The organism is Kitasatospora sp. cg17-2, assembly GCF_054031055.1.
In genome coordinates, this window is sequence record NZ_CM132923.1 from 2,885,467 (window position 1) to 2,908,380 (window position 22,914).

General features: G+C 75.7%; 18 protein-coding genes. 8 read left to right on the forward strand and 10 right to left on the reverse strand.

What is annotated here, in order from left to right:
• Positions 1-94: 94 nt before the first annotated feature.
• A complete protein-coding gene (locus ACW14Y_RS11625; protein ID WP_380386198.1) occupies positions 95-562 on the reverse strand; it encodes a group II truncated hemoglobin in 468 nt (155 codons plus the stop codon).
• Between the two features lie 218 nt (positions 563-780).
• Between ACW14Y_RS11625 and ACW14Y_RS11630 the strand changes: the two genes are divergently transcribed.
• From ACW14Y_RS11630 to ACW14Y_RS11640, 3 genes are read left to right on the forward strand one after another with little or no spacing between them, the layout of a single operon-like run.
• Complete coding sequence (locus ACW14Y_RS11630) at positions 781-1,566, forward strand: SDR family NAD(P)-dependent oxidoreductase (protein ID WP_456986683.1); 786 nt, start codon at positions 781-783, stop codon at positions 1,564-1,566.
• Positions 1,567-1,594: 28 nt separating this feature from the next.
• Entirely contained in the window at positions 1,595-1,960 is a 366-nt protein-coding gene (locus ACW14Y_RS11635) for a MerR family transcriptional regulator (protein ID WP_380386192.1), read from the forward strand.
• A 58-nt stretch (positions 1,961-2,018) separates the two neighbouring features.
• The gene (locus tag ACW14Y_RS11640; protein ID WP_380303471.1) at positions 2,019-3,551 is read left to right on the forward strand and encodes an AMP-binding protein; all 1,533 of its coding nucleotides are present in this window, start codon (positions 2,019-2,021) and stop codon (positions 3,549-3,551) included.
• An 18-nt stretch (positions 3,552-3,569) separates the two neighbouring features.
• On the opposite strand, the gene ACW14Y_RS11645 is transcribed toward ACW14Y_RS11640, so the two are convergent.
• Positions 3,570-4,418, reverse strand: a complete 849-nt coding sequence (locus tag ACW14Y_RS11645) for a LuxR C-terminal-related transcriptional regulator (protein ID WP_456986684.1) — start codon at positions 4,416-4,418, stop codon at positions 3,570-3,572.
• 178 nt (positions 4,419-4,596) lie between these two features.
• Between ACW14Y_RS11645 and ACW14Y_RS11650 the strand changes: the two genes are divergently transcribed.
• Both ACW14Y_RS11650 and ACW14Y_RS11655 read left to right on the forward strand, forming a co-directional pair.
• On the forward strand, positions 4,597-5,427 hold the full coding sequence (locus tag ACW14Y_RS11650) for a TIGR03084 family metal-binding protein (protein ID WP_402724602.1): 831 nt from the start codon (positions 4,597-4,599) through the stop codon (positions 5,425-5,427).
• 89 nt (positions 5,428-5,516) lie between these two features.
• Entirely contained in the window at positions 5,517-5,996 is a 480-nt protein-coding gene (locus ACW14Y_RS11655) for a hypothetical protein (RefSeq protein WP_456986685.1), read from the forward strand.
• 132 nt (positions 5,997-6,128) lie between these two features.
• On the opposite strand, the gene ACW14Y_RS11660 is transcribed toward ACW14Y_RS11655, so the two are convergent.
• The 5 genes from ACW14Y_RS11660 to ACW14Y_RS11680 all read right to left on the reverse strand — a co-directional run bounded on the left by ACW14Y_RS11660 (position 6,129) and on the right by ACW14Y_RS11680 (position 13,659).
• Entirely contained in the window at positions 6,129-6,755 is a 627-nt protein-coding gene (locus tag ACW14Y_RS11660) for a DUF7691 family protein (protein WP_456986686.1), read from the reverse strand.
• Between the two features lie 55 nt (positions 6,756-6,810).
• Positions 6,811-7,563, reverse strand: a complete 753-nt coding sequence (locus ACW14Y_RS11665; protein ID WP_456986687.1) for a DUF4232 domain-containing protein — start codon at positions 7,561-7,563, stop codon at positions 6,811-6,813.
• Between the two features lie 34 nt (positions 7,564-7,597).
• Positions 7,598-10,870, reverse strand: coding sequence for an error-prone DNA polymerase (locus ACW14Y_RS11670; protein WP_456986688.1), 3,273 nt, complete (start codon positions 10,868-10,870; stop codon positions 7,598-7,600).
• A gap of 71 nt (positions 10,871-10,941) precedes the next feature.
• Positions 10,942-12,948, reverse strand: a complete 2,007-nt coding sequence (locus ACW14Y_RS11675; protein WP_456986689.1) for a DNA polymerase Y family protein — start codon at positions 12,946-12,948, stop codon at positions 10,942-10,944.
• Positions 12,949-12,963: 15 nt separating this feature from the next.
• On the reverse strand, positions 12,964-13,659 hold the full coding sequence (locus ACW14Y_RS11680) for a hypothetical protein (RefSeq protein WP_456986690.1): 696 nt from the start codon (positions 13,657-13,659) through the stop codon (positions 12,964-12,966).
• 233 nt (positions 13,660-13,892) lie between these two features.
• Here ACW14Y_RS11680 and ACW14Y_RS11685 point away from each other — a divergent pair, with 233 nt between their 5' ends.
• Positions 13,893-15,014 carry an NADAR family protein gene (locus tag ACW14Y_RS11685; protein WP_456986691.1) on the forward strand — a complete coding sequence of 374 codons (1,122 nt, stop codon included), beginning with the start codon at positions 13,893-13,895 and terminating at the stop codon, positions 15,012-15,014.
• A gap of 154 nt (positions 15,015-15,168) precedes the next feature.
• Here the strand turns inward: ACW14Y_RS11685 and ACW14Y_RS11690 are convergent, their stop codons facing one another.
• Together ACW14Y_RS11690 and ACW14Y_RS11695 are read right to left on the reverse strand one after the other, a co-directional pair.
• Positions 15,169-15,618: an NUDIX domain-containing protein gene (locus ACW14Y_RS11690; protein WP_380303451.1), complete on the reverse strand. Its 450-nt coding sequence runs from the start codon at positions 15,616-15,618 to the stop codon at positions 15,169-15,171.
• Positions 15,619-15,647: 29 nt separating this feature from the next.
• Positions 15,648-16,340 carry an HAD family hydrolase gene (locus ACW14Y_RS11695; RefSeq protein WP_456986692.1) on the reverse strand — a complete coding sequence of 231 codons (693 nt, stop codon included), beginning with the start codon at positions 16,338-16,340 and terminating at the stop codon, positions 15,648-15,650.
• Positions 16,341-16,585: 245 nt separating this feature from the next.
• Here ACW14Y_RS11695 and ACW14Y_RS11700 point away from each other — a divergent pair, with 245 nt between their 5' ends.
• Complete coding sequence (locus ACW14Y_RS11700) at positions 16,586-18,958, forward strand: serine/threonine protein kinase (protein ID WP_456986693.1); 2,373 nt, start codon at positions 16,586-16,588, stop codon at positions 18,956-18,958.
• A gap of 52 nt (positions 18,959-19,010) precedes the next feature.
• Here the strand turns inward: ACW14Y_RS11700 and ACW14Y_RS11705 are convergent, their stop codons facing one another.
• Entirely contained in the window at positions 19,011-22,232 is a 3,222-nt protein-coding gene (locus ACW14Y_RS11705) for an AfsR/SARP family transcriptional regulator (RefSeq protein ID WP_456986694.1), read from the reverse strand.
• A gap of 184 nt (positions 22,233-22,416) precedes the next feature.
• Between ACW14Y_RS11705 and ACW14Y_RS11710 the strand changes: the two genes are divergently transcribed.
• Positions 22,417-22,872 (forward strand): carboxymuconolactone decarboxylase family protein, encoded by a 456-nt coding sequence (locus tag ACW14Y_RS11710; RefSeq protein ID WP_380301957.1) that lies wholly within the window; start codon positions 22,417-22,419, stop codon positions 22,870-22,872.
• Positions 22,873-22,914 lie beyond the last annotated feature (42 nt).

The window sequence follows — 22,914 nt, forward strand, 5'->3', positions numbered from 1 at the left end:
GCCCACTGTGACCCGTCAGGTCCCCCTCGTCCAACCGGATTCCGCGGCCGCCGACGGTGCGCGGCGGCCGCTCCGGGGGGCTGCTTCCGGGGCCCTACGCGAGACCTTCCCAGCCCCAGCGCGGGGTGGGGCCCGGATCCCCGAGGTCGGTGCCGGCCGGCGAGGCCGAGACGTCCTTGGCGATCCGGGTCCCCCAGTCGAAGTACTCCAGAACACGCCGACGCAGCAGTTCACCCTCGGGGAGTTCCTTGTGCACGGCCTCGGCCATCAGCTCCATCCACCGGACGCGCTGCTCCTCGGTGATGGCGAGGCCGAGGTGGACGCGGAGCAGGGACTGGTGGCCTCCGAGGTCGGTGGTGAAGCGGTCCGGACCGCCGAAGATCTCGGCCAGCCAGACGGCGACGTGCTCGATGTGGGTGGGCGTGAAGTCGGCGAAGACCGGCGCGAGCAGGGGGTCGGCGAGCACCCCCCGGTAGAAGGTGTTGCTCAGTCTCCGGAGGGCGTCGAGGCCCCCGATCGCGTCGTAGAGGCCGTCTGAGCCGTCGGAACGGTGGTCGGTCATCGGTGTTTCTCCCCGTGCGGATGTCCTTGCGGTCCTGCCGCCCTTCCTAGCAGCGGAACGGAGGCCGCGCCTCCCCCGCGGCCCCTGTTCGCCGCCTGTTCGCCGCCGGCTCAGCAAGAGGAGGCCCCGGCTCCGGCTCGCGCCCACCACCGGGTCCCCGCCGTTCACGGAACCGCGCTTGACCTTGACACCGGCGTCAGGGTCGCAGGCTTGCGGGCATGAACGGAACGACGGGAACGGACGGGGCCGTGGCGGAGCGGGTACGGGTGGTGGTGGTCACCGGCGCGGGGACCGGGATCGGGCGGGCGACGGCGTGGGCCTTCGCCGAGCAGGACCCGGGGGTGCGGGTGCTGGCGGTCGGACGGCGGGCCGAACCGCTGGCGGGGACGGCGGAGCGGGCGCCGGGGCGGATCGTGCCGCTGGTCGCCGACATCACGGCGCCGGACGGCCCGGCGGCGATCGTCGGGGCCGCGCTGGAGCGGTTCGGCCGACTGGACGTCCTGGTCAACAACGCGGGCATCGCCCCGCACGCGACACTCGGCACCTGCACCCCGGAGGGCGTCGCCGCGCTGCTGGCCACCAATCTGACGGCGCCCGTGCTGCTGACCCAGGCCGCGCTGTCCGCGCTGACCGACAGCCGGGGCGTGGTCGTCAACGTCAGCACGGCGGTCGGCCTGCGCGGCTGGCCCGGCAACTCCGTCTACGCCGCGAGCAAGGCCGCCGTCGACACCCTGACCCGCAGCTGGGCGGTGGAACTGGCCCCGCGCGGCATCCGGGTGGTGGCCGTGGCACCGGGCGCGATCGGAACACCGATCGCCGAGCACGCCGGGATCGGCCCCGAACGGCGGGCGGCGCTGCGCGCCTGGCAGCTCGCGCACACCCCGCTGGGCCGGATCGGCGAGGCCGCCGAGGTGGCCTGGGCCGTCGTACAACTCGCCGCACCGCAGGCCTCCTTCGTCACCGGCGTAGTCTTCCCGGTGGACGGGGGCGCCGTGGTCGGATGAGCGCCGGGCAAGGACGGGGGCCGCGCGGGTGCGGATCGGTGAGCTGGCACGGGCGACGGGGACCACCGCCCGGGCGCTGCGGCACTACGAGCAGGCCGGACTGATCGACTCCGGGCGGGCCGCCAACGGCTACCGGGTGTACGAGGAGTCGGCGGTGACCCGGGTGCGCAACATCCGCTCGCTGCTGGAGGCCGGGTTCACCCTGGAGGACGTCCGGCCGTTCCTCGGCTGCCTGGACCAGGAGGGGTTCGGGCCGCCGTCGGCCGGCGCGCTGCGGATCGCCCGGGACCGGCTGGCGGTGCTGGAACGCCGGATCGCCGCCCAGTCCGAGACCCGGGACCGGCTCGCCGCGGCGATCGCCGGCGCCGAGGCGGCGGTGGCCGCCGGTCCCTAACGGGTGACACCCCCGATCGGGGGTGTGCAGGGGGCGGTGGGCGGAGGACAGTGGGCGCATGCAGATTCCACTCTCCGTGATGGACTTCCTCGACCGGGCCGAGCTGGTCTACGGCGACCGGGTCGGCATCGTCGACGAATCGGCGCAACCGGCCGAATCCTGGGGCGATCTGACGTATCGACGGGTGGCCGAACTGGCCCGGGCGCAGGCGGCCGGGCTGGACCGGCTCGGGGTCGGCCCCGGTGAACGGGTGGCGGTCGTGTCGCACAACTCGGCGCGGCTGCTGACCTCGATGTTCGGCGTCAGCGGGCACGGCCGGGTGCTGGTGCCGGTGAACTTCCGCCTCAAGGCGGAGGAGGTGTCGTACATCGTCGAACAGAGCGGCGCCTCGGTGCTGCTGGTCGACCCGGAGCTGGCCGAGCCGCTGGCCGGGGTGGTCGCCAAGCACAAGTTCGTCATCGGCGCGGACAGCGACCGGCTGCTGTACGACTTCGAGCACGCGCCCCGCCGGTACCCGATCGACGAGAACGACACCGCCACCGTCAACTACACCAGCGGAACCACCGCGCGCCCCAAGGGCGTTCAGCTCACCCACCGCAACATCTGGCTGAACGCCAACCTGATGGCCCTGCACTTCGGGGCGAGCGACCGGGACGTCTACCTGCACACCCTGCCGATGTTCCACGCCAACGGCTGGGGCTTCCCGTTCTCGCTCACCGGGCTGGGCGCGCGGCACGTGGTGCTGCGGAAGGTCGACGGCGCGGAGATCCTGCGCCGGGTCGAGCGGCACGGCGTGACCTTCCTGTGCGGTGCGCCCGCCGTGGTGCAGATGGTGCTGGACGCGGCCGCCGAGTGGGAGGGGCCGGTCCCCGGCCGGGACCGGGTGCGGATGGTGGTGGCCGGGGCGCCGCCGCCCACCTCGGTGGTGCAGCGGATGGAGTCCGAACTCGGCTGGGAGTTCATGCAGATCTACGGCCTGACCGAGACCTCGCCGGTGGTGACGGTCAACCGCACCCGCGCCGAGTGGGACGAACTGCCCGCCGAGCGGCGGGCCGAGAAGCTGGTGCAGGCCGGCGCCCCGGCCCTCGGCAACCAGGTCCGGGTGGACGAGCAGGGCGAGGTGCTGGTCCGCTCCAACGTCGTCCTGGAGGGCTACTGGCAGCAGCCGGAGGCCACTGCCGAGGCGGTCCGGGACGGCTGGTTCCACACCGGCGACGGCGGCACCCTGACCGACGGCTACCTGACCATCTCGGACCGGAAGAAGGACGTCATCATCAGCGGCGGGGAGAACGTCTCCTCGATCGAGGTGGAGGACTGCCTCTACGACCACCCGGCGGTGGCCGAGGCCGCGGTGATCGGCGTCCCGGACGCCAAGTGGGGCGAGACGGTCAAGGCCCTGGTGGTGCTGAAGCCGGGCACCGAGGTCGGCGAGGCGGACCTCATCGCGCACTGCAAGCAGCGACTGGCCGGGTACAAGTCCCCCACCTCGGTGGAGTTCCGGGAGTCGCTGCCGCGGACGACCACCGGGAAGCTGCAGAAGTTCCGGCTCCGCGAGCCGTACTGGGCGGGGCGCGAGCGCCGCGTCAACTGACCTGCCCTGGCGAGGCGTTCAGTCCAGCAGCCCGGACTCCCGGGCGGCGAGCGCGAGTTCGGTGCGGTTGCGGACGCCGAGCTTGTGCAGCGCGCTCTTCAGGTAGCCGGTCACCGTGTTGCAGGTGAGGCCGAGCTGGGCGGCGATCTCCGGGTTGGTCCGGCCGGTCGCCGCCCAGCGGAGCACCTCGTGCTCGCGCCGGGTGAGCGGCGGGCCGGACCTCGGGGCGGACCTCGGACCGGACCTCGGGCCGGACCTCCGGGCGGACGGGGCCGGTCCTGCCGGCGCGGGGTCTGCGGCGGCCGGTGCCCCGCACCAGGCGGCGGCCCCGGCCAGGGCGCGGGTGGCGGCCTCGGCGAGCCTGGTCACCGCGCCGATCCGGACGTCCCCGAACGGCACCACCGCGCGCAGCGAGGCGTACACCACGCCGTGCACCGCGCCGTGGTGGAGCAGCGGCACGGTGAGCATCGCGTAGAGGTCCTCGGCGGTGACGGCGGCGTCGTAGTGGTGCGAGATGGTGGTGGCCGCGCGGTAGTCGGGGACCCAGTTGGGCGTCCGCTCGGCCAGCGCCCGGCCGCCGAGCCCGGTCCCGGCCGGTACGGCGAGGCCGTGCAGCAGTTCCGCCCGGGTGCCGGCCCAGTGCCGCAGCACCATCCCCTCCGCGGCCGGTCCGGTCACCTCCGGGTCGGGAACGCCGACCAGGCCGACGTCGGCGCCGCAGTCGGCGACCACCCGGCGGGCGAGGTCTCCGAGCACGGCGTCCCGGACCAGCGCGGCGGCCCGGGCGGCGAGGTCGTCCGGCGCGGGCGCGCCGCTTCTCGGCAGGTCGCTTCTCGGCGGGCCCGGGGCGGTCGGGGCGGTCGTCACCGCGCGATTGTCACACGGCCTCCCGCCCGTGGGGAGGGGTGCGGAACGCGGGTTCGGTGGAGTTCCGGGTACGGGACCGCCCGGCGGCGTAGGGTGCGGGCGCGAGGTTACCGGCGGGTCACCAAGGGTGGCGCGCCGCGGTGTCTTCCAGGTTTCCGAGCTTGCGAGAGGGAGATCCATGACGGACCCGAACGTTCCCGGGGAGTCGTCCGTGCTGACCGGACTGCTGGCCGACCTGCGGGCCGAGAGCGAGGTCCTGGACGGGCTCGTCGCCGGTCTGGAGCCGGACGGCTGGGCGCTGGACACGCCCGCGGCGGGCTGGACGGTGGCCCACCAGATCGCGCACCTGGCCTGGACGGACGACTGGTCCGAGCTGGCCGCGCGCGACCCCGAGGCCTTCGTCGCGGACTCCCGCCGGATCTTCGGCGAGCTGCTGGCGGCCGGCGCGGACCCGGTCGAGGACGGCGCCGCACACGGGGCCGCCGAGGAGCCGGCCGCGCTGCTGACCCGCTGGCGGGCCGGCCGGGAGCGGCTGGCGACGGCCCTCGCGGCGGTACCGGCCGACACCCGGCTGCCGTGGCTGGGCCCGCCGATGAAGGCCGCCTCGATGGCCACCGCCCGGCTGATGGAGACCTGGGCGCACGGGCAGGACGTCGCGGACGCGCTCGGCGCCGTCCGGGAGCCGAGCGCCCGGCTGCGGCACGTCGCGCACCTGGGCGTGCGGACCCTGGGGTTCGCGTTCACGGTGCACGGACTGCCCGCTCCGCAGGCCCCGGTGCGGGTCGAACTGACGGCGCCGGACGGCGGCCTGTGGACCTGGGGGCCGGAGGGGGCGGCGGACCGGGTGGCCGGTCCGGCGCTGGACTTCTGCCTGCTGGTCACCCAGCGGCGGCACCCGGACGACCTCGCGCTGACGGCCGTCGGCGAGGTGGCGACGGCCTGGCTGCCGATCGCCCAGGCCTTCGCCGGCCCGCCCGGCAAGGGGCGGCGGAGCGGATTCTCGCTTTAGCAGATCAATCGTCAAATACCCTTGCTCGAAGGCTAAACCACACGTTCCAGCGATATACAGAGTTCGTCGGCGAATGATGGACTCCTGCCATGAAGCGAATGAATCCGATGCGCACCGCCCTGACCGGAGCCGCCGTCCTGCTCGCCATCGGCGGCCTGCTCGCCGGCTCCGCGCAGGCGGTGTCCGCACTGCCGCCGGGGGCGGTCGCGACCGCCCAGGTCCGGGCCGGGACGCCGGCCGCGCACCAGGTGGTCACCTTCTTCGAGGAGTACCGGCGGGCGGTGCTCGGCACCAGTGGCGAGCAGCCGTCCGAGGTGCGCAAGCGGTTCCTCGCCCCGGCCCTCGACCGCCGGCTGGACGCCTGGGCGCAGGAGCACGACGCCGATCCGGTGTTCCGCGCGCAGAACGTCCCGGTGGACTGGTCGGTCCAGCAGGTGAAGGAGGAGTACGGCTTCGCCTCCGTCCGGCTCACCGAGTTCTGGGGCGGGGGCGGCAGCCAGGACGTCTGGTTCACCGTCCGGGTGCGCGATCTGAAGATCGTCGAGCTCGGCGACCAGCCCGCCTTCTGACAGGCCGCGTTCTGACCAGGCGGCTGTCCGACCAGTCGGATCCGACCACCGGACCCCCATGAGCCCCGGTGCGGCGCAGGCACCCCCCACGACTGCGCCGCGCCGGTCATCCCCTTGCGATCGTCCGCGCGGTCATTTGCCGCCGTCGCGCAGGATCAGCAGCCCACGCCCTCGCTCCCGGGCGCCCGCCGTCCACTCCGGGAGCAGTTCGCCGACCAGCCACTCGACCTCCTCGGCCGCGTCCTCGTCCCCGCCCGGGAGGAGCTCGGGCTCCTGGTGGATCCGGTCGGTGTCGAAGCCGGCCAGTTCACCCTGGACGCCGTCGAGTTCGGCCCAGGCGGCGAAACAGGGGAAGGGCCACCGATCGCCGTCCGACACCGCGGCGTCCGGCCACGGCCAGGGGCGCGTCCACAGTCCGGCGAGGGTGGGCAGTCCCCAGGCCCGGAAGGTGTCGGCGAGTTCGTCCCAGTGGCGCCCCGGCAGGGTCGCCGCGCCGAGGGTGTCACCGGCCCCGGGCAGCAGGAGTTCCAGCAGCCAGCCGTAGCCGCCGGGGCGTGCGGGGTCGAGCCGGCCGTCGGCGATCTCCCGCAGGGCGGGCTCCACCTCGGCGGGATCGGTGGCCCGCAACAACCGGTCGGCCGCCGCCAGCGGTGCGATCCGGTCCAGCGCGGCCCGGACGAAGGACTCCTCGCCGGAGCCGACCGTGCGCAGCAGGGCGTCGCCGTCGACCGCGAACGCCGAGAGATACTGTTCGGACATGGGGGCCATTGTCCCGGTGGCGCCATCTCGCCCGGTGGGCGGGGGTGTTGGGACCCTAACGCGCGGGCGCGGACCAGGGCGCGACGCCGAGCCGGCCGGTGGTGCCGAGGTCGAGGTCGGCCGGGACGGTCAGCCGGGGGCGGCCGGGGAGCGGGGCGACCTCCAGGTAGCGACCGTTGTCGGAAGCCTTGTCCCCCGCGGTCACGGTGTTGCGCCAGACCAACTGGAACTCGGCGTACTCGTGGGGCTGCAGGGTCAGCGGCTTCGGCGCCGCGTCGAAGTCCGCCAGGGTGGCGATGCCGGCCGAGCCGCGCTTGACGGTGACGGCGAGCGGGGCGCGTTCGGCGTCCAGGACCCGGACGGCGGGGTGGCCGTTGAGGCTGTAGGGGTGGGTGCCGCAGTTGGTCAGCCGGACCGGCATCACCCGCAGGCCCATCGCGGCCTCGGCCTCGCCGACGGTCAGGGCGACGCCTTCGGGGGAACAGACGGGCGGCGGGGCCGGGGTGGCCGTCGGCGCGGAGCCCGGCAGGGGCACCGCCCGGACGGGCCCCGGGGTGGACCCGGTACTCGCGGCGGGCGTGGGAGAGGCGGGGGGCGGCGTGACCGCGGGGGCCGACGTGACCACCGGGAGGGGCGCGTCGCCGATGCTGCGCGCCGGTCCCGGCGCTCCCCCGCCCGCCCCGGTCGCCGGGGTGCTGCCGCAGCCGGCCGTCGCAAGCACGCCCACCGCGAGCAGCAGCCCCGCCCGGACGGAGGTCCGGGAGGCGACGGTGGGCGGGGGTGGGGTCGGCGACGGCGTCGATTCCATGGGGCCGATCATGGCACGAACCGATCCGGCGCCGTCACAGCCCGATCCGCAGCGGGGCGAGCCGGGTGGCGACCAGATTGGTGGCGCCCCGGTCCCGTTCGATGTGCCCGTGGACCAGCAGTCCGGCCCGGTCGAGGGCGGTCCGGCGCTGGGACTCCCAGACCGGCCGGCTGCAGATCACATTGATCAGCCCGGTCTCGTCCTCCAGGCTGAGGAAGAGCACCCCGCCCGCCGTCGGCGGCCGCTGCCGGTGGGTGACCAGGCCGCCGACCACCACCGCCGTCCCGTCCGGCACGTCCGGGAGCCGCTCCGCCGGGAGCGCGCCGCCCCGGTCGAGGTGGGCGCGCAGGTGCTGGAGCGGATGGCTGCTCGCGGACGTCCCGGTGGCCCAGAGGTCGGCGATGGTCTCCTCGACCGGGGTCATCGCGGGCAGCTCCGGCGCCTCGGTACCGGGTGTCGTGCCCGGGATGAGGTCCGCCGAGACGCCCGCGAACGCGCCCGCCGCCCAGAGCGCCTGCCGCCGTCCGAGCCCGAAGCAGCCGAACGCGCCCGCCGCGGCCAGCGCCTCCAGGCCCGGTGCCGGCAGGCCGGTCCGGCGGGCGAAGTCCTCCAGGTCCGCGTACGGGCGCCCGGCCGCGATCGCCTCGGCCTGCGCGGTGCCGATGCCGCGCACGGTGTCCAGGCCGAGCCGGATCGCGGGCTGCGGCAGGCCCGCGGTCAGCGGCGGCGCGGGCGTCGGCCCCCGGTACGGCTCCAGGGTGGGCGCGGGGCCGCTGGCGTTGACGTCCACCCCGCGCACCCGCACGCCGTGCCGCCGGGCGTCCGAGATCAGGCTGAGCGACGAGTAGAAGCCCATCGGCTGGTTGGCCAGCAGGGCGCAGGTGAAGGCCGCCGGATAGTGGTACTTGAGCCAGGCGCTGGCGTACACCAGGTAGGCGAAGCTGATCGCGTGGCTCTCCGGGAAGCCGTAGTTGGAGAAGGCCTCGATCTTCAGATAGACGTCCTCCGCCACCTCCTGCGGGATGCCGCGCGCGGCCATGCCGTCCAGCAGCCGCTGCCGCAGCCGGGCGACCCGCTCGTGGGAGCGTTTGGCGCCCATCGCCTGGCGCAGCCGGTCCGCCTCTGCGGGGGTGAACCCGGCGCAGTCGATGGCGAGTTGCATCATCTGCTCCTGGAACAGCGGCACCCCGAGGGTCTTGCCGAGCGCGTTCTCCATCAGCGGGTGCGGGCAGTCGGCCGGCTCCACCCCGGCACGGCGGCGCAGGTAGGGGTGGACGGAGCCGCCCTGGATCGGGCCGGGCCGGATCAGCGCGACCTCCACCACCAGGTCGTAGAAGTGGTCCGGCTTGAGGCGGGGCAGGGTGGCCATCTGGGCGCGCGACTCGACCTGGAAGACCCCGACGGTGTCGGCCCGCCGCAGCATCGCGTACACGCCGGCGTCGTCGTCCGGGACGGTCGCCAGGTCGTAGTGCCGGCCGTGGTGGCGGGCGACCAGGTCGCAGGTGTCGTGCAGCGCGGCGAGCATGCCGAGGCCGAGCAGGTCGATCTTGACCAGTCCGGCGCCGGCCACCGACTCCTTGTCCCACTGCAGCACGGACCGCCCCGGCATCCGGGCCCACTCGGTCGGGCAGATCTCGGCGATCGGCTCCCGGGTGAGCACCATGCCGCCCGAGTGGATGCCCAGGTGGCGCGGCAGTCCGTGGAGCTGGCCGGCGAGCGAGAGCACGTCGGCGGGGATGACGGCGTCCTCGCCGGGCGGCGAGCGGAAGTCCGCCTGCCGGCTGAACGCGTCGACCTGCCCCTGCGGGTAGCCGAGCACCCTGGCCGCGTCGCGCAGCGCCAACCGGGGCCGGTAGGTGATCACATTGGCCACCTGGGCGGCGTGCTCGCGCCCGTAGCGGCGGTAGACGTACTGGATGACCTCCTCGCGGCGGCGGTTCTCGATGTCCAGATCGATGTCCGGCGGCCCGTCCCGGGCGGTGGAGAGAAAGCGCTCGAAGAGCAGCTTGTAGTGCACCGGGTCGACGGCGGTGATCCCGAGCGCGAAGCAGACCGCCGAGTTCGCCGCCGAGCCGCGCCCCTGGCACCAGATGTCCTCGCGGCGGCAGAAGTCGACGATGTCGTGGACGATCAGGAAGTAGCCGGCCAGGTCGAGGTCCTCGATGACGTCCAGCTCGCGGGCGAGCTGGCGGCGGGCCGGACCGTTCGCCGGTCCGAACCGGGCCGGGCCGCCCTCCGCGACCAGCGCGCGGAGATGACCGATCTCGGTGCGGCCGGGCGGGACGGGGTAGCCGGGCAGCTCCGGGTCCAGGGTCGCGAAGTCGAAGGCGCAGGCGCGGGCGAGGTCCACGGTCGCCTCCCGGACACCGGGGAAGCGGGCCAGCCGGGCCGCCATCTCGCGGCCGGAGCGCAGATGGGCGGTGCCGGCGGCGGACGTCCAGCCCGCCGCCCCGGCGAGGGTGCGGCGGTCGTGCAGGGCGGCCAGGCCCTGGGCGAGGCGGCCCTGGGCGGGGCTCGCGTGGTGGGCGTTGGTGGAGGCGACGGTGACCAGGCCGAGCCGGGCGGCGAGCGCGGCGAGGGCGTCGTTGCGCAGGTCGTCGCCGGGGAGCCACTGGTCGATCAGCTCCACATGGACGTTGTCGCGGCCGAACGCCTCGGCGAGGGTGCCGAGTTGGTACTCAGGGTCGGGGACGGAAGTGCTGGCGGGGTCGGCCGCGCCGGCGGCGGCCAGGGCGGCCGGGACGCGTCCGAGGCGGCATCCGGTGAGCACCGCCCAGTGGCCGCCGTGCGCGTCGGCCAGGGCCGCGAAGTCGTAGACCGGCTTCCCCTTGGCCCCGCCGGCGAGTTGGGCCGCGCCGATGACGGCGGAGAGGCGGCGGTAGCCCTCGGGGTCGCGGGCCAGCACGAGCAGGTGCTCGACACCGTCACCCACTTCCTGACGGATCGTCAGCTCCGCGCCGAAGACGGTCGCCACGCCCGTGCCCCGGGCCGCCTCGGCGAACCTGACCACGCCGTAGAGGCCGTCGTGGTCGGTGAGCGCGAGCGCCTCGACCTCCAGTCGGGCGGCCTCGGCGACCAGCGCCTCGGGGTCGCTGGCGCCGTCCAGGAAGCTGAAGGCGGAGTGGACGTGCAGTTCGGCCCAGGCGGGCCCGGCGGTGGGGGCCGACCCGGCGGGACGGTCGGGAGCTGCGGGGTCGGCGGCCTTCGCCGTCGGTCCCGGGCGCAGCGGCACGACAGCGCCCCCGGCGGCGGCCATGCGCCGGTGCAGCTCGCTCCAGGGGACGGAGGGATGACTGGTGAATCCCATCGGGGTGGTGCCTTCGATCTCTCGTTCGTTCTCCGGTCCCCCCGCTCGGACGGCCCGCGTCGTCCGGGCCGTCAGTCGTACCCGGCCTCCACGAACCAGTCACCCCCCTCCACCGTGAGCAGCAGCGCCCGCCCGTCCGCCACCGTCACCTGGAACCGGGCCCGGCGGCGGGCCCGGGCCTGGTCCCACCAGTACTCGACCGCCGGCCAGGGCCCGGTCCAGCCCTCCACCGGCAGCTCCCGCCCGCGCACCGCCACGGTGGCCGGCCGGGCCGACACCCCCGCCCGGCCGTCCACCGTCACCGCCCGCCCGTCCGCGTCCAGGACCGCCGCCGGCACCGGGACCCGGTGCACGACGGACGGCCAGACGTCCCGCAGCCCGCCGATCCGGCCCGGCCACGGCGCGTCGGCGGGCGCCGCCGGGTCGTACGGCTCGCCCCACGGCACCCGGACCACCTGGTCGTCCGGCCCCCGGCCGCCGGCCGGCTCGATCCGGCGCAGTCCGGCGTGCCCGAGCACCGCCTGCACCCGGGCCACCGCGCGTTCCACCCGGTCGTCGGCCACCGCCTGTCCCCAGAGGGCGAGTTGGCGGCCCTGGTCGGGGGTGAGGTCGTCGGGGACGAGACGGAGCGCGGTGAAGCCGCCCGGCTCGGGGCGGCTCTCACCGGGGTGGTCGTCCCCTGGGCGGCTCCCACCGGGCCGGCTCTCACCTGCCCCGCCGAACGTGCCCGTGCTCTGCCAGGCCTGGAGCTGCCAGCGGACCCGTTCGGCGAGCGCCGTCGCCGAGAGCCTGCCCTCGTGCCGCCAGAGCCGGGCGACCGTCCGGCCGTCCACGCACACCACCTCGACGGCAACCCGCTGGCAGGTCAGCCCCGCCCCGGCGAGTCGCTGGTGCAGCCGCTCGGCCAGGGTCCGGGCGACGAACACCAGCGGTTCGGCGAGCGGCTCCGGCGGATCGAAGCGCTGCTCGACGGAGAGGTCCGGCCCCTCGGCCCGCGGCACCAGCGGCCGGGGCTGCAGCCCCCGGGCCAGCCGGTGCGCCGTCGTACCGGTCGGGCCGAAGCGGTCGGCCACCGACTCGGCGGGCAGCGCGGCGAACGCGCCGACCGTGGGCAGGCCCAGCCGTTCCAGCAGTTCGGCCAGCCCGGCGTCACCGAGCGCGGCCACCGGGTAGGGCGCCAGGAACTCCGCCGTCCGCCCGGCGGGGACCAGCACCCCGGCCCGGGCGGCGAGCACGGCGGCGAACAGGCCGTCGGCCACCCCGACCAGGCCGAGGGGCGGCGCGACCGCAGGTGCTCCGGGTGCCGATCCGGGCGCCGGTTCCGACGGCGCCGACGAATAGGCGGGCGGGCGCGCGAAACCGCCCCGGGCGCCGTCCCGGGCGGGCGGCGCGGCGGAGAACAGTTCCTCCGTCCCCGCCGTCCGCCGCCGGGTCCCGGCCCGCTCGGCATCGGCGGGGTGCGCGGGAGCGGCCGGACGCAGGGGGACGACCTCGGCCAGGCCGTCACCGCCCCCGTCGCCGTGGCCCCTCTCCGTGCCCGCCTCCGTGCCCGCCTCCCTGTCCGACGGCAACTCCTGGGGCCCGACCACCGCCGCCGTCACGACCTCCGCGACCGCCGCCGCGACCACCTCCGCAGACACCGCCAGGGCAGCCGTGACCGCCGCCCGGACCTTCGCCGCCAGGGCCTCCTCCCCGCCGAAGTAGCGGGCCGGCCCCTTCACCGGGATCGCGCACAGCCCCGGGCGCAGCACCTCCACCCGGGGGGTGAACGCCTCCACCGCGGCGGCCACCGGTTCGAACCGCCGGGCCTCCGCCTCCGGGTCCCGGTCCCGCAGCTCCAGGGCCGGGCAGAGCCGCTGGGCCAGCTTGAGCCGCTGCCCCTGCCGCACCCCGGCCGCCCGGGCCGCCGCCGAACAGGCCAGCACCCGGCCGCCCTCGACCACCGCCACCGGGACGTCCCGGTCCTCGCCCGGACGTTCGACGGCCACCACCGGCCAGTCCGGACACCACACCACCAGCACCCGGGGGGTGACCGCGCCACTCGCCCCGGTGGAGCCGGCAACCTCTCCGCCGGTCAACTCGCACCACTCATCTCACACCACCGCCATGCGGTCGAGACCCGTTCCGGGCCCCGCCACCGCGTCCTCCCCCACCACGTCCCCCACCACGTCCGCCGTCCCGGCGCCGACCGTCTCCTCCACGGCCCGCACCGCGCCGTGCGCGTCCGGCAGCCAGAGCCTGGCCGCCCGCCCGCGCACCGCCGAGCCGCGCCCCTCGGCCACCACCTCCACCTGCCGTCCGGTGAGCTGCCCGTGCCCGTCCCCCAGCCCGAACCAGCGCCCGGACCGCACCCCCAGCCGCAGTCCGGCCCCCGGCCACGGCCCGGCCACCAGCAGCACGCAGCCACTGCGCCGCAGTACGGCGGCCAGGCGGGCGGCCAGGTTCGGCGGGACCGGGCCGTCCGGGCGCAGCATGATCAGTTCGACGGCGCCGGCCAGCACCGACACCACCTCGGCCCAGTGCGGGCCGGGATCGTCGGCCACCAGCAGCCGCCGCAGGTCCAGCCCGTACCCGGCGGCCGCGGCCAGTCCGAGGTCGGGCAGCCCGACCGCCGCCGCCCATCCGCCGTCGGTCTCCCGCACCCCGGCGGCCAGCGCCAGCAGCAGCCCGGCGTCCCCGCCGGCCACCGACACCGCCGTCCCCCGCCGCAGCCCGCCCTCCGGCAGCACCCCGCGCAGGGCGGGGACCACCGGCAGCAGCCCCCGCCCGGGGGCAGCGGGCGACGCCACCGGTCGGAGCGAGGGCTGTCGCTCGACGGTGGATTCGAAAACAGATTCGATTACGGGCACACCCCCAGGATCGAACATCTGTTCGCAAAGATTCAAGTCCGATTCCCCCACCCCACCCATCACCCTCCGTGACCCTCCTCGCGAAGTCCGGCCTTCCGGGCCCCCGGGGCCCTGGAAGCCGCCCCGTAGGAAAGGCGCGGTCCGCGCGGCGATCACTGCGGCACAATCCCAGGATGTTCGGCAAATGGACCACCCATCGCACAGCGGACGGCGTCCGCATACCCGGCACCTGGCGGCACGCCTTCATTCACAACGGCGACCACCACTTCCTCACCGACCTCTTCATCTACGCCGACGGACTCGTCGACTGCTGGGAGCTCGTCACGGTCGAGGAGTTCGAGGAGAAACTGCGCACCGGCCGGGTGGCCACCAGCCTTCCGGAGGGCGGCAAGGCCTCCGCGGACCGACTGGCGGAGTGGACGTTCAGCGAGCCGCAGAGCTGGCTCACGCCCGAGCTGTTGGTCGCCGAAGTCCGCGACACCATCGACCAGCTGAACGGGAGGCCCGACTCGACCGGCCGCTGCCTGGCCGCCGTCGACGCCTTCTTCGCCGACCGGACCGAGCAGAACCTGGCCGCGGTCCGCGCCGCGTTCCTGGCCGTCCCGGGGCCGCAACGCCGCTACGCGCTGGGCAGCATGAACCACGAGAACCGGCCGCTGCGGATCCTGGTCGCGGGGCCCGGCAACCGGACCTGTCTTCCGTCCGACGGAACGGTCACCCAGGAGGACTACGACAGCGCCCTCGCCCACATCGAGGAACGGGCACCCCGGACGGCCGAGAGGGTCACCCGCGTCCCCTCGGACGGACCGGCCACACCACACGCCCCGGCCGTCAAGCTCTACCACTCGTTCCCGACCCGACCGGTGGACGGTCCCGGCAAGCTCGGCCTGCGCCACGACTACCCCGCCCCGATCACGGTCGCAGGCACCGACTACCCCTCCGCCGCCCACGCCTACTGGGCCCTGTCGGTCGCCGAGCCGGAGACCCGGCCCGTGATCGCCGCAGCGGAGACCGCCGCCGCGGCACGCACGCTCGCGGACGCGGCCCCTCGCCGCGAGAGCTGGGAACACGCCCGGACCGCCGTCATGACGCACTTGCTGCGCGCCAAGTACGACCAGCACCCCGAGCTGGCCGAGATCCTGCTGGCGACGGACGATGCCACCCTGATCTACGACGACATGAACTCGACCTTCTGGGGCGACAACGCCGGCCAGGGCCGCAACTGGTCGGGGCGCCTCCTCGAACTCGTCCGCTCCGAGCTGCGGGCGCGACGCGCGGGGATCCTCGGGGTGTGAGGCGCCGGGTGCGTGGACTCACCGAGCCCGTCGAGCTTCGGCAGGGCCGACCCGGGACACGGCGCCGTCGGGGCCGTACCCCGGCAGGACAGGTCGCGGGCACCCGCTACGACCCGGTCGGCCTCGCCTTCGTCGGCAACCGACCGGCCACCGGTCAGCGGGTGGCGGCGAAGTAAGCCAGGGTTTCGGCGAGTTGGGAGTGCCGGGGCTCGGGCAGGGCGTCCGGGGCGAACCAGTCGAGGGCGTCGAACTTGTGCGGCTCGCCGATGACGACCCGGGCGGGGTCCACCTCGACGGCGAACAGGACCGCGACCCAGTGCGAGACCGGGTCGCCGCGCAGGATGTTGCGCACGCCCAGGGTCTCGACGGTCAGGGCCTCGGTGCCGTACTCCTCCAGGACCTCGCGCCGCACGGCGGACTCGAAGGACTCGCCGTGCTCCAGGGCGCCCGCCCCGGTGTCCCAGGTGCCCGGCTCGTCCCGGGCGCCGGCGCTGCGCCGGGCCAGCAGGATGCGGCCGTCGCCGTCGTGGCAGACGAAGACGCAGGACACCGTGGGGGCGGTGAGTGCCCGTTCGGCGGGGCGTCCGGTCGGGGCGGGGTTCATACGGCGGGCTCCTCCGGGGTCGGGCACGGTCAGAAGTGGTCGAGCAGCTCACGGAAGGCGCGCAGGTGCAGCACCCCTTCGTCGGCCGGGTCCAGCTCGCTGTGTTCGAGCACCCAGGTGTGGTCGTTGGGGATGAAGACGGCGTTCATGCCCGCGGCCCGCGCCGGGAGGATGTCCGACTTCGGCGAGTTGCCAATCATCCAGCTGTCGGCGGGGACGAGGCCGTGCGCCGCCACGAAGCCCCGGTAGGTCACGGCGTCCTTCTCCTCGACGATCTCGATCGCCCGGAAGTGGTGCGCCAGCCGGGAGGCGTCGATCTTGCGCCGCTGCTCCTCCGGGTTCCCCTTGGTCAGCATCAGCAGGGTGTGCCGGCCGCCGAGGACGGCGAGGGTCTCGGCGACGTCCGGGACCAGCTCCACCCGGTGGTCGGCCAGGACGGCGCCCAGCTCCTCGATCTCGGCCAGCTCCTGGCCGGTGGCGGGCCGGCCGCGCAGCTTCTCGACGCAGTCGCCGAGACTGCGCAGCAGCATCCGGCTGCCGTACCCGTGGGTGACGGCGTTGGCCCGCTGGACGTCGTCGAGCACGGCCCGCAGCCGGTCCCGGTCGAGCGTGGGGTGCCGGAGCCAGTCCAGGTAGTCGTGGATGACGCGCTCGAACAGCACGTTGTTCTCCCACAGCGTGTCGTCCGCGTCGAAGACGAGTACCTGTCCGTCGCGCTGCATCGAAGCCCCCGAGGTTCACCTGACCGGTCGTCCGCGACCCTAGTCGGAACCGCACCCGCCCGCCCCGGATTTTCCGCCCCGCCGTCGGAGGTGCCGACGGACCGCCGGGGTGCCCGAACGGGAACTTTCAGTGACCACGCCAAGTCGGTGTTTATTCCCGGCTGACAGGGTCGGTCGGCGCGACCGAGGCCCGACCCGGGCCCCCTGGCGGCGGACGCGACGACGGAACGAGGTCGAGGAGAATCATGCGTGGCACCACACTCGGTGACCGCTACCGGCTGGGCGAATGGCTCGGCGGCGGATCGATGGGCGATGTCTGGCTCGCCGAGGACCAGGTGCTCGACCGCCGGGTGGCTGTCAAGATCCTGAAGCCCGCGCTGCTGGACGAACCCGGCTTCGCGGAGCGGTTCCACGACGAGGCCCGGGTGATGGCCCGGTTGCGGCACCCCGGCATCGTCGGCGTGCACGACTTCGGGCCCGGCCGGACGGCCGAGGACGTGCCGTCCTGGGGCGCGCCGACGGCTCCCCCCACCCGCCCGGTCGCCTACCTGGTCATGGAACTGATCACCGGCGAGCCGCTGAGCACGGTACTGGAGCGGCGCGGCCCGCTGACCCTCCTGGAGACCCTGGGCCTGGCCCTGGAGGTGCTGGCCGCGCTGCAGGCCGCGCACGAGGCCGGCATCGTCCACCGGGACATCAAGCCGGCCAACCTGATGGTGCGGGACGGCCACGTGGTCATCACCGACTTCGGCATCGCCCGCCCCGGCTGCGACGCCCGGCTCACCGTGCCCGGGATGGTGCTCGGCACCGCCGCCTACCAGGCCCCGGAACAGGCCTCCACCGGCACGGTCACCGCCTCGGCGGACCTGTACGCGCTCGGGGTCGTCCTCTACGAGTGCCTGACCGGGCGGCTGCCGTTCGAGGGCGGGACCGCCCTCGAACTGATCCTCAAGCACCTGACCGAGCCGGTGCCGCCGCTGCCGGCCGACGTCCCGGCCCCGGTGCGGGCCGTGGTCGAGGGGGCCATGGCGAAGGATCCCGCCCTGCGCTGGCCGGACGCCGCCGCGATGGCCTCGGCCGTCCGGGCCGCACTGGCCGGGGCACCGGTCGCGGGCCCGCCGCCCACCGGGACCCTGGGCGGCGCGGCGGCCGGAGCGGCCTCGGTCCGGCCGACCGGAGCGGCGGCGGTACTCCGGCCCGCGGGGACGAGCGCGGGGACGGACGCGGGGGCAGGGACCGGGACGGGCGCCAGGGCCGGAGCGGGCACCGGCCGGAGGACCGGGACGACGACGCTCGGCCGGGTGGTGTTCGACCCGGCCGGGTCGATCGGCACCGGGTCGCTCCTGGCCGGGACCGGTCCCCGTCCGCTCGGGACCGCGGCGCGCGAACTGCTCCTGGTCGGGACCGTCGCCCCGCCGAAGCCCGCGACCGGATGGCGGGCGGCGCTCTTCGGCACCCGCCGCCGGGCCCTGCTCGTGACGGGCGCGGCCGTGCTGTGCTGCGCCGTCACCGCCGGCACGGCCGTCGTGCTGCACCAGGACGGGAAGCGGGCCGACGTCGTGGCGGGGGCGGCCGCCGCGGGATCGACGGGCGACCCGGTCCGGGCGGACCCGCTGTCGGCGACCTCGGCCGGGCCGGCGGCCGACCCGGGCTCGGCCTCGCCCTCCCCCGCCGCCGCCTCGCCTTCCGCCTCCCTCCCGCCCGGTACGCCGGGTGCCCCGCTCGCCGAGGCCGGGGCCGGTGTCGGCGCCGGAGCGGTCGGCGGGGCAGCGGGCGGCGCGGGTGCCGGAGCGGTCGGCGGGGCCGTCGGCGGCGCCGGGGGCCCGGTGGCCGGGTCGACGGGCGGTCCCGCGAGCCGGGACACCGCACCGAACGCCTCCGGCGCCACCGCCCCCGGATCACCCGGCGGCCCCGCCGCTCCCCCGGCCCCGGGCTCGGCGGCGGGCGGACCGGGCGCACCCGGTACCGCCGCCACGAACCCGCCCGAGCGGCCGTCGACACCCTCCGACCCCGTCTACACGGCCGCCCCGCCGCCGGGCGACCCGGCCTACACCACCGCGCCGCGCCGGACCGTCCCCCCGGTGTACGCGACCTCCACGTTGACACCCGCCCCGGTCTACACGCCGCCGGCGCCGTACACGCCCCCGGCGTACACCGCGGGCCCGCCCTACCCGACACCGCCGATCAAGCCGCCGACCCAGCAGCCCGGCCCGCTGCCCCCGCGCGCCCGGCTGTCCATCGCCGGGGCCGTGCTCCACAACCTGGCGTCCGTGGACCGGGACGGCAACCCGGTCGTGGTGGCTCCGGACGACGGCGGCCCCGGTGGCGTGTGGCAGCTGGCCGCGCGGGCCGGGGGCGGGTACTCCCTCCTCAACGGCTCCAGCCGGTTCGCCAAGGTCCTGGACCTGGAGGAGAACCATGCCCTGACCATGCTGTCCCAGCCGGTGCCCGACCGGACGAACCAGGCCTGGACGTTCGTCCCGGTGTCCGGCGGCTATCTGCTGAGCGTCCTGGGGGACACGCTGCACTGCCTGTCCGCGGTCGGTCCGAACACGCCCGCCATGCTCCGTACCTGTGCGGCCTCCGCCGACCAGGTCTGGACGATCACCTCGGCCTGACCCCGACCCGGCGGTGCCGGGCCCTCCCGACTCCCCGCCCCGGCCCGACGGCTCAGGCCGGGAGCCAGGAGGGCCAGCGCCGTCGGGGCGGCCCGGTCGGGTGGTCCCGGCCGAGCAGGGGCACCAGGCGTTCGGCCTCGGGCGAGCCGATCGGGGCCAGGATGTCGTGCGCCTCGGCCCAGCAGGCCCGGGCGCGGGCCAGGACCCGCACCCGGACGTCGGCCGACACCGGATCGTCGGCCGACAGCGGTTGGTCCGGCGACACCGGATCGTCCGGCGACCCCGGGTCGTCGGCCGCGGCCGGTGCGCCGGTGGCCGCCGGACCGTCCGCCAGCGCGTCGCCGAGTGCGGCCAGGGCCAGGCCCCGGCCCCGGTGGTCGCCGTCGAGGGTCAGCGCCTCGACCGCGCGTTCCGCCGCCTCGACCGCCTCCGGGCCGTGCCCGGCCGCGCGCAGCGACTCGACCAGCCGCAGCAGGATCCGGCCGGTGCGCCGGTGGTCGGCCGGGTCGGTCAGGGCGAGCGCGGCCCGCCGGTGGGAGACCGCCCCGTCGTGCCGGCCGAGGTCGTGGGCGATCGATCCGAGCGCCTCCCGGGCCCGGGCCTCCAACGCGTGGTCGGCCAGTTCATGACTCACCAGCAGCGACTGGTCGATCACCCGGCCCGCCGCGTCGTAGCGCCCCTGCCGCGCGAACGCCCCGGCCAGGTCGAGGAGTTCGGCGGCCAGTGCCCGCCGGTCCCCGGTCCGCTCCCGGACCGCGACCGCCGCCGAGAAGCCGGCCACCGCCTCCTCCGCCCGGCCCAGGTGGACGAAGCAGGCCGCGAGCGAACCGTGCGCGAGGGCGAGCAACGGCTCCGGCAGCCCGTGCGCGGTGCACAGGTCACGGGCCCGGAGCAGTTCGGAGAGCGCCGAGGACGCGGAGCCGACCTCGGTCAGCAGCCGGCCGAGCACCAGCCTGGCCCGGGCCTCGGCGGTACGGTCGCCCTGCTCCAGGGCCGAGCGCAGCAGGGCGTTGGCGGCGTGTCCGAGCGGCCGGGCGGCGCGGCCCGAGACCGCCGACAGGCAGACGCCCAGCAGGAGTTCGGCGAGGCGGTCGAGCGCGGGAGCCACCCCCGCGGCCGGGCGCGGCAGCTTCGCGCACTGGCTCACCAGCGCGCCGACGGCCACGTAGTCCCCACCGACGACCGGGCGGTCCCCGCCGAGGGTCACGTGGTCCCCGCCGTGGGGCGCCGGGTCGCCGGGGTCGGCCGTCACCCTCGCGTGGTGGTGGTCCACCAGCCGGGCCAGCACACCCAGCCGCTCCGCCTCCGTCTGCGCCCGCGCCTCTGTCTGCGTCTCTGCCTCTGTCCCTGCCTGCGCCCCGGCACCGTCCCCTCGGCCGAGCCGCTGGGCGAACGCCCGCAGCAGATCGTGGTAGCGGTAGCGGTCCGGGTTGGCCGCAGCCTCCAGCATCGAACAGTCCACCAGGGACTCGGCGAGCTCCTCGGCGACGACCGCCGGCCGGTCCAGCACCGCGGCCACCTCCCCGGGCGACAGGTCCGGCACCTCCGGCACCGCCAACAGCCGGAACGCGCGCGCCTGTTCGGCGTCCAGCTGGTCGAAGCCGAACCGGAACGAGGACTCCACGGCGAGGTCCCCGGCCCGCAACGCGTCCAAGCGGTAGCGGTCGCCGCCGAGTTGCTCCACCAGCCGGGCGATGCTCCAGCCCGGCCGGCAGGCCAGGCGGGCCGCGAGGATCCGCACCGCCAGCGGCAACTGACCGCACAGCCGCACGAGTTCGCGGGCCGCCTCGGGCTCGGCCGCGATCCGCTCGCCGCCCACCACCCGGGTCAGCAGGGTGACCGCCTCGTCGGCGGACAGGACCGCCAGTTCGGTGAAGCGGGCGTTGGGCAGCGCCCCGATCCGGGTCCGGCCGGTCACCAGGACGGCGCAGCCCGGGCTGCCCGGCAGCAGCGGCCGGACCTGTTCCGCGTCGCGCGCGTTGTCGAGCAGCACCAGGACCCGCCGTCCGGACAGCAACGAGCGGTAGCGGGCGGCGCGTTCGGCCAGACCCGTCGGGATAGCCCCGCCGACCACGCCGAACGAGCGCAGGAAGACCGCCAGCGCCTCCTCGGGCCGGGTCGGCCGACCGTCGGTGCCGTGCAGGTCGAGGTGGAGCCGACCGTCCGGGAACTCCCCGGCGAGGTCGTGCGCGACCTGCACGGCGAGCGCGGTCTTGCCGACCCCGCCCATCCCCGCGACCGCCGCCACGGGCACGCAGCCCGGCTCCAGCAGGGCGGCCCGCAGCGCTTCGGCCTCCGCCGCTCGCCCTGTGAAATCGGCTACGGCGGAGGGGAGTTGATCGGGAACGAGCAGCGCGGCCGGATCCGCCCCGGCCGGCCCGGCGGCCTCCCCCGGGGACGTCGGCACCGGCTCCCGGGCGGCGGGATCCCGGAGGGCCGACTCCCGGGCGGCGGGCTCCCTGACCGCCGGCTCACGGACGGCGGGCGCCGTGAGCGTCCGGTCCCCCGCGAGGATCCGCCCGTGCAACTCGCGCAGACCCGGTCCGGGCGCGACGCCCAGCTCGGTGCGCAGCCGGCGGTCCGCCGCCCGGTACGCCTCCAGCGCGTCCGCCTGCCGTCCGGAGCGGTACAGCGCGAGCATCAGCAGTTCGGAGAGGCGTTCGCGCAGCGGGTGCTCCTCGACCAGGGCCGTCAGTTCGGCGACCGACCCGGTCCACCGGCCGCCCGTGGTCCCGTGCGCGGCCCCGGCCTCCGCCTCGGCCTCCAGTCGTGCCTCCAGGACGGCGAGCCGCCGTTCCTCCCACTCCCGGCGCCGCCGCCGCACATAGGGCCCGGGCACCCCCGACATCGGTTCGCCGCGCCAGAGCGCCAGCGCCGCCCGCAGCGCGGTGGCGGCCTCGGCGGGCCGCCCGTCGGCGCGCAGCACCCGCGCCCGGGCCACCAGGGTCTCGCACCGGGCGGTGTCGAGGCCGTCGTGATCGGCCACCAGCAGGTAGCCGCCGCCGAGCGAGGTCAGCACGTCCGGCCCGAGGACCCGGCGCAGCCGGTGCACATAGGTCCGGATGACGCCGTGGGCGCTGGCCGGCGGCTCGTCCCCCCACAGATCGTCGATCAATTGGCCGCCCGACACCTGTCGGCCCGACCGGAACAGCAGGGACAGCAGCAGCCCCTGCTGCTGCGGCGAACCGAGCGGCAGTTCCTCCCCGTCCCGCAGCGCGCGCACCGGCCCGAGCACCTCGAACCCCAGCCCGCCGGACCCCCCGACCTGGCCCACCTACCGACTCCCCCCGCACCCGAACGACTCCCCCGTCCGCATGATAACCATCGGCATCCGCCCTGCTCGGACCGGCGGAACGGGCCGGCCCGGCGCGGCGGCGGAGATGGTTGACCTTGAGTGCACTCCAAGTCGTACGGTCGGCAGCACCGCACACCGAGGACGCCCAGGGAACGGAGACCCCATGAGCACCGACAGCACCAACAGCAGCAGCGCCGAGAGCACCGGCACCGAGACAGGCAGCACCAGGCAGGAGCGGTTCGACCGGGGGCTGGCCGTCCTCACCGCCGTCGACGGCGAGGCCGGGCAGCGGGTGGTCGACTCGCTCGCCGACGTGCACCCCGAACTCGCCCACCAGATCGTCGCCTGGGGCTTCGGCGAGATCTACAGCCGCCCCGGGCTGGAACCCCGCGACCGGCAGCTGGTGACCCTGGGCATGCTCACCGCGCTCGGCGGCTGCGAACCGCAGCTGGAGGTCCACCTCAACGCCGCCCTCAATGTCGGCCTCACGCCCGCCGAGATCACCGAGGTGCTGCTGCACACCACCGGCTACTGCGGTTTCCCGAAGGCCCTGAACGCCACGTTCGTCGCCAAGAAGGTCTTCGGCGAGCGCGGCCTGCTGCCCGTCGCGGCGCAGTGAGCGCGCCCCGGTCCCGCCGCCGGAAAACCCGGTGAACGGGCC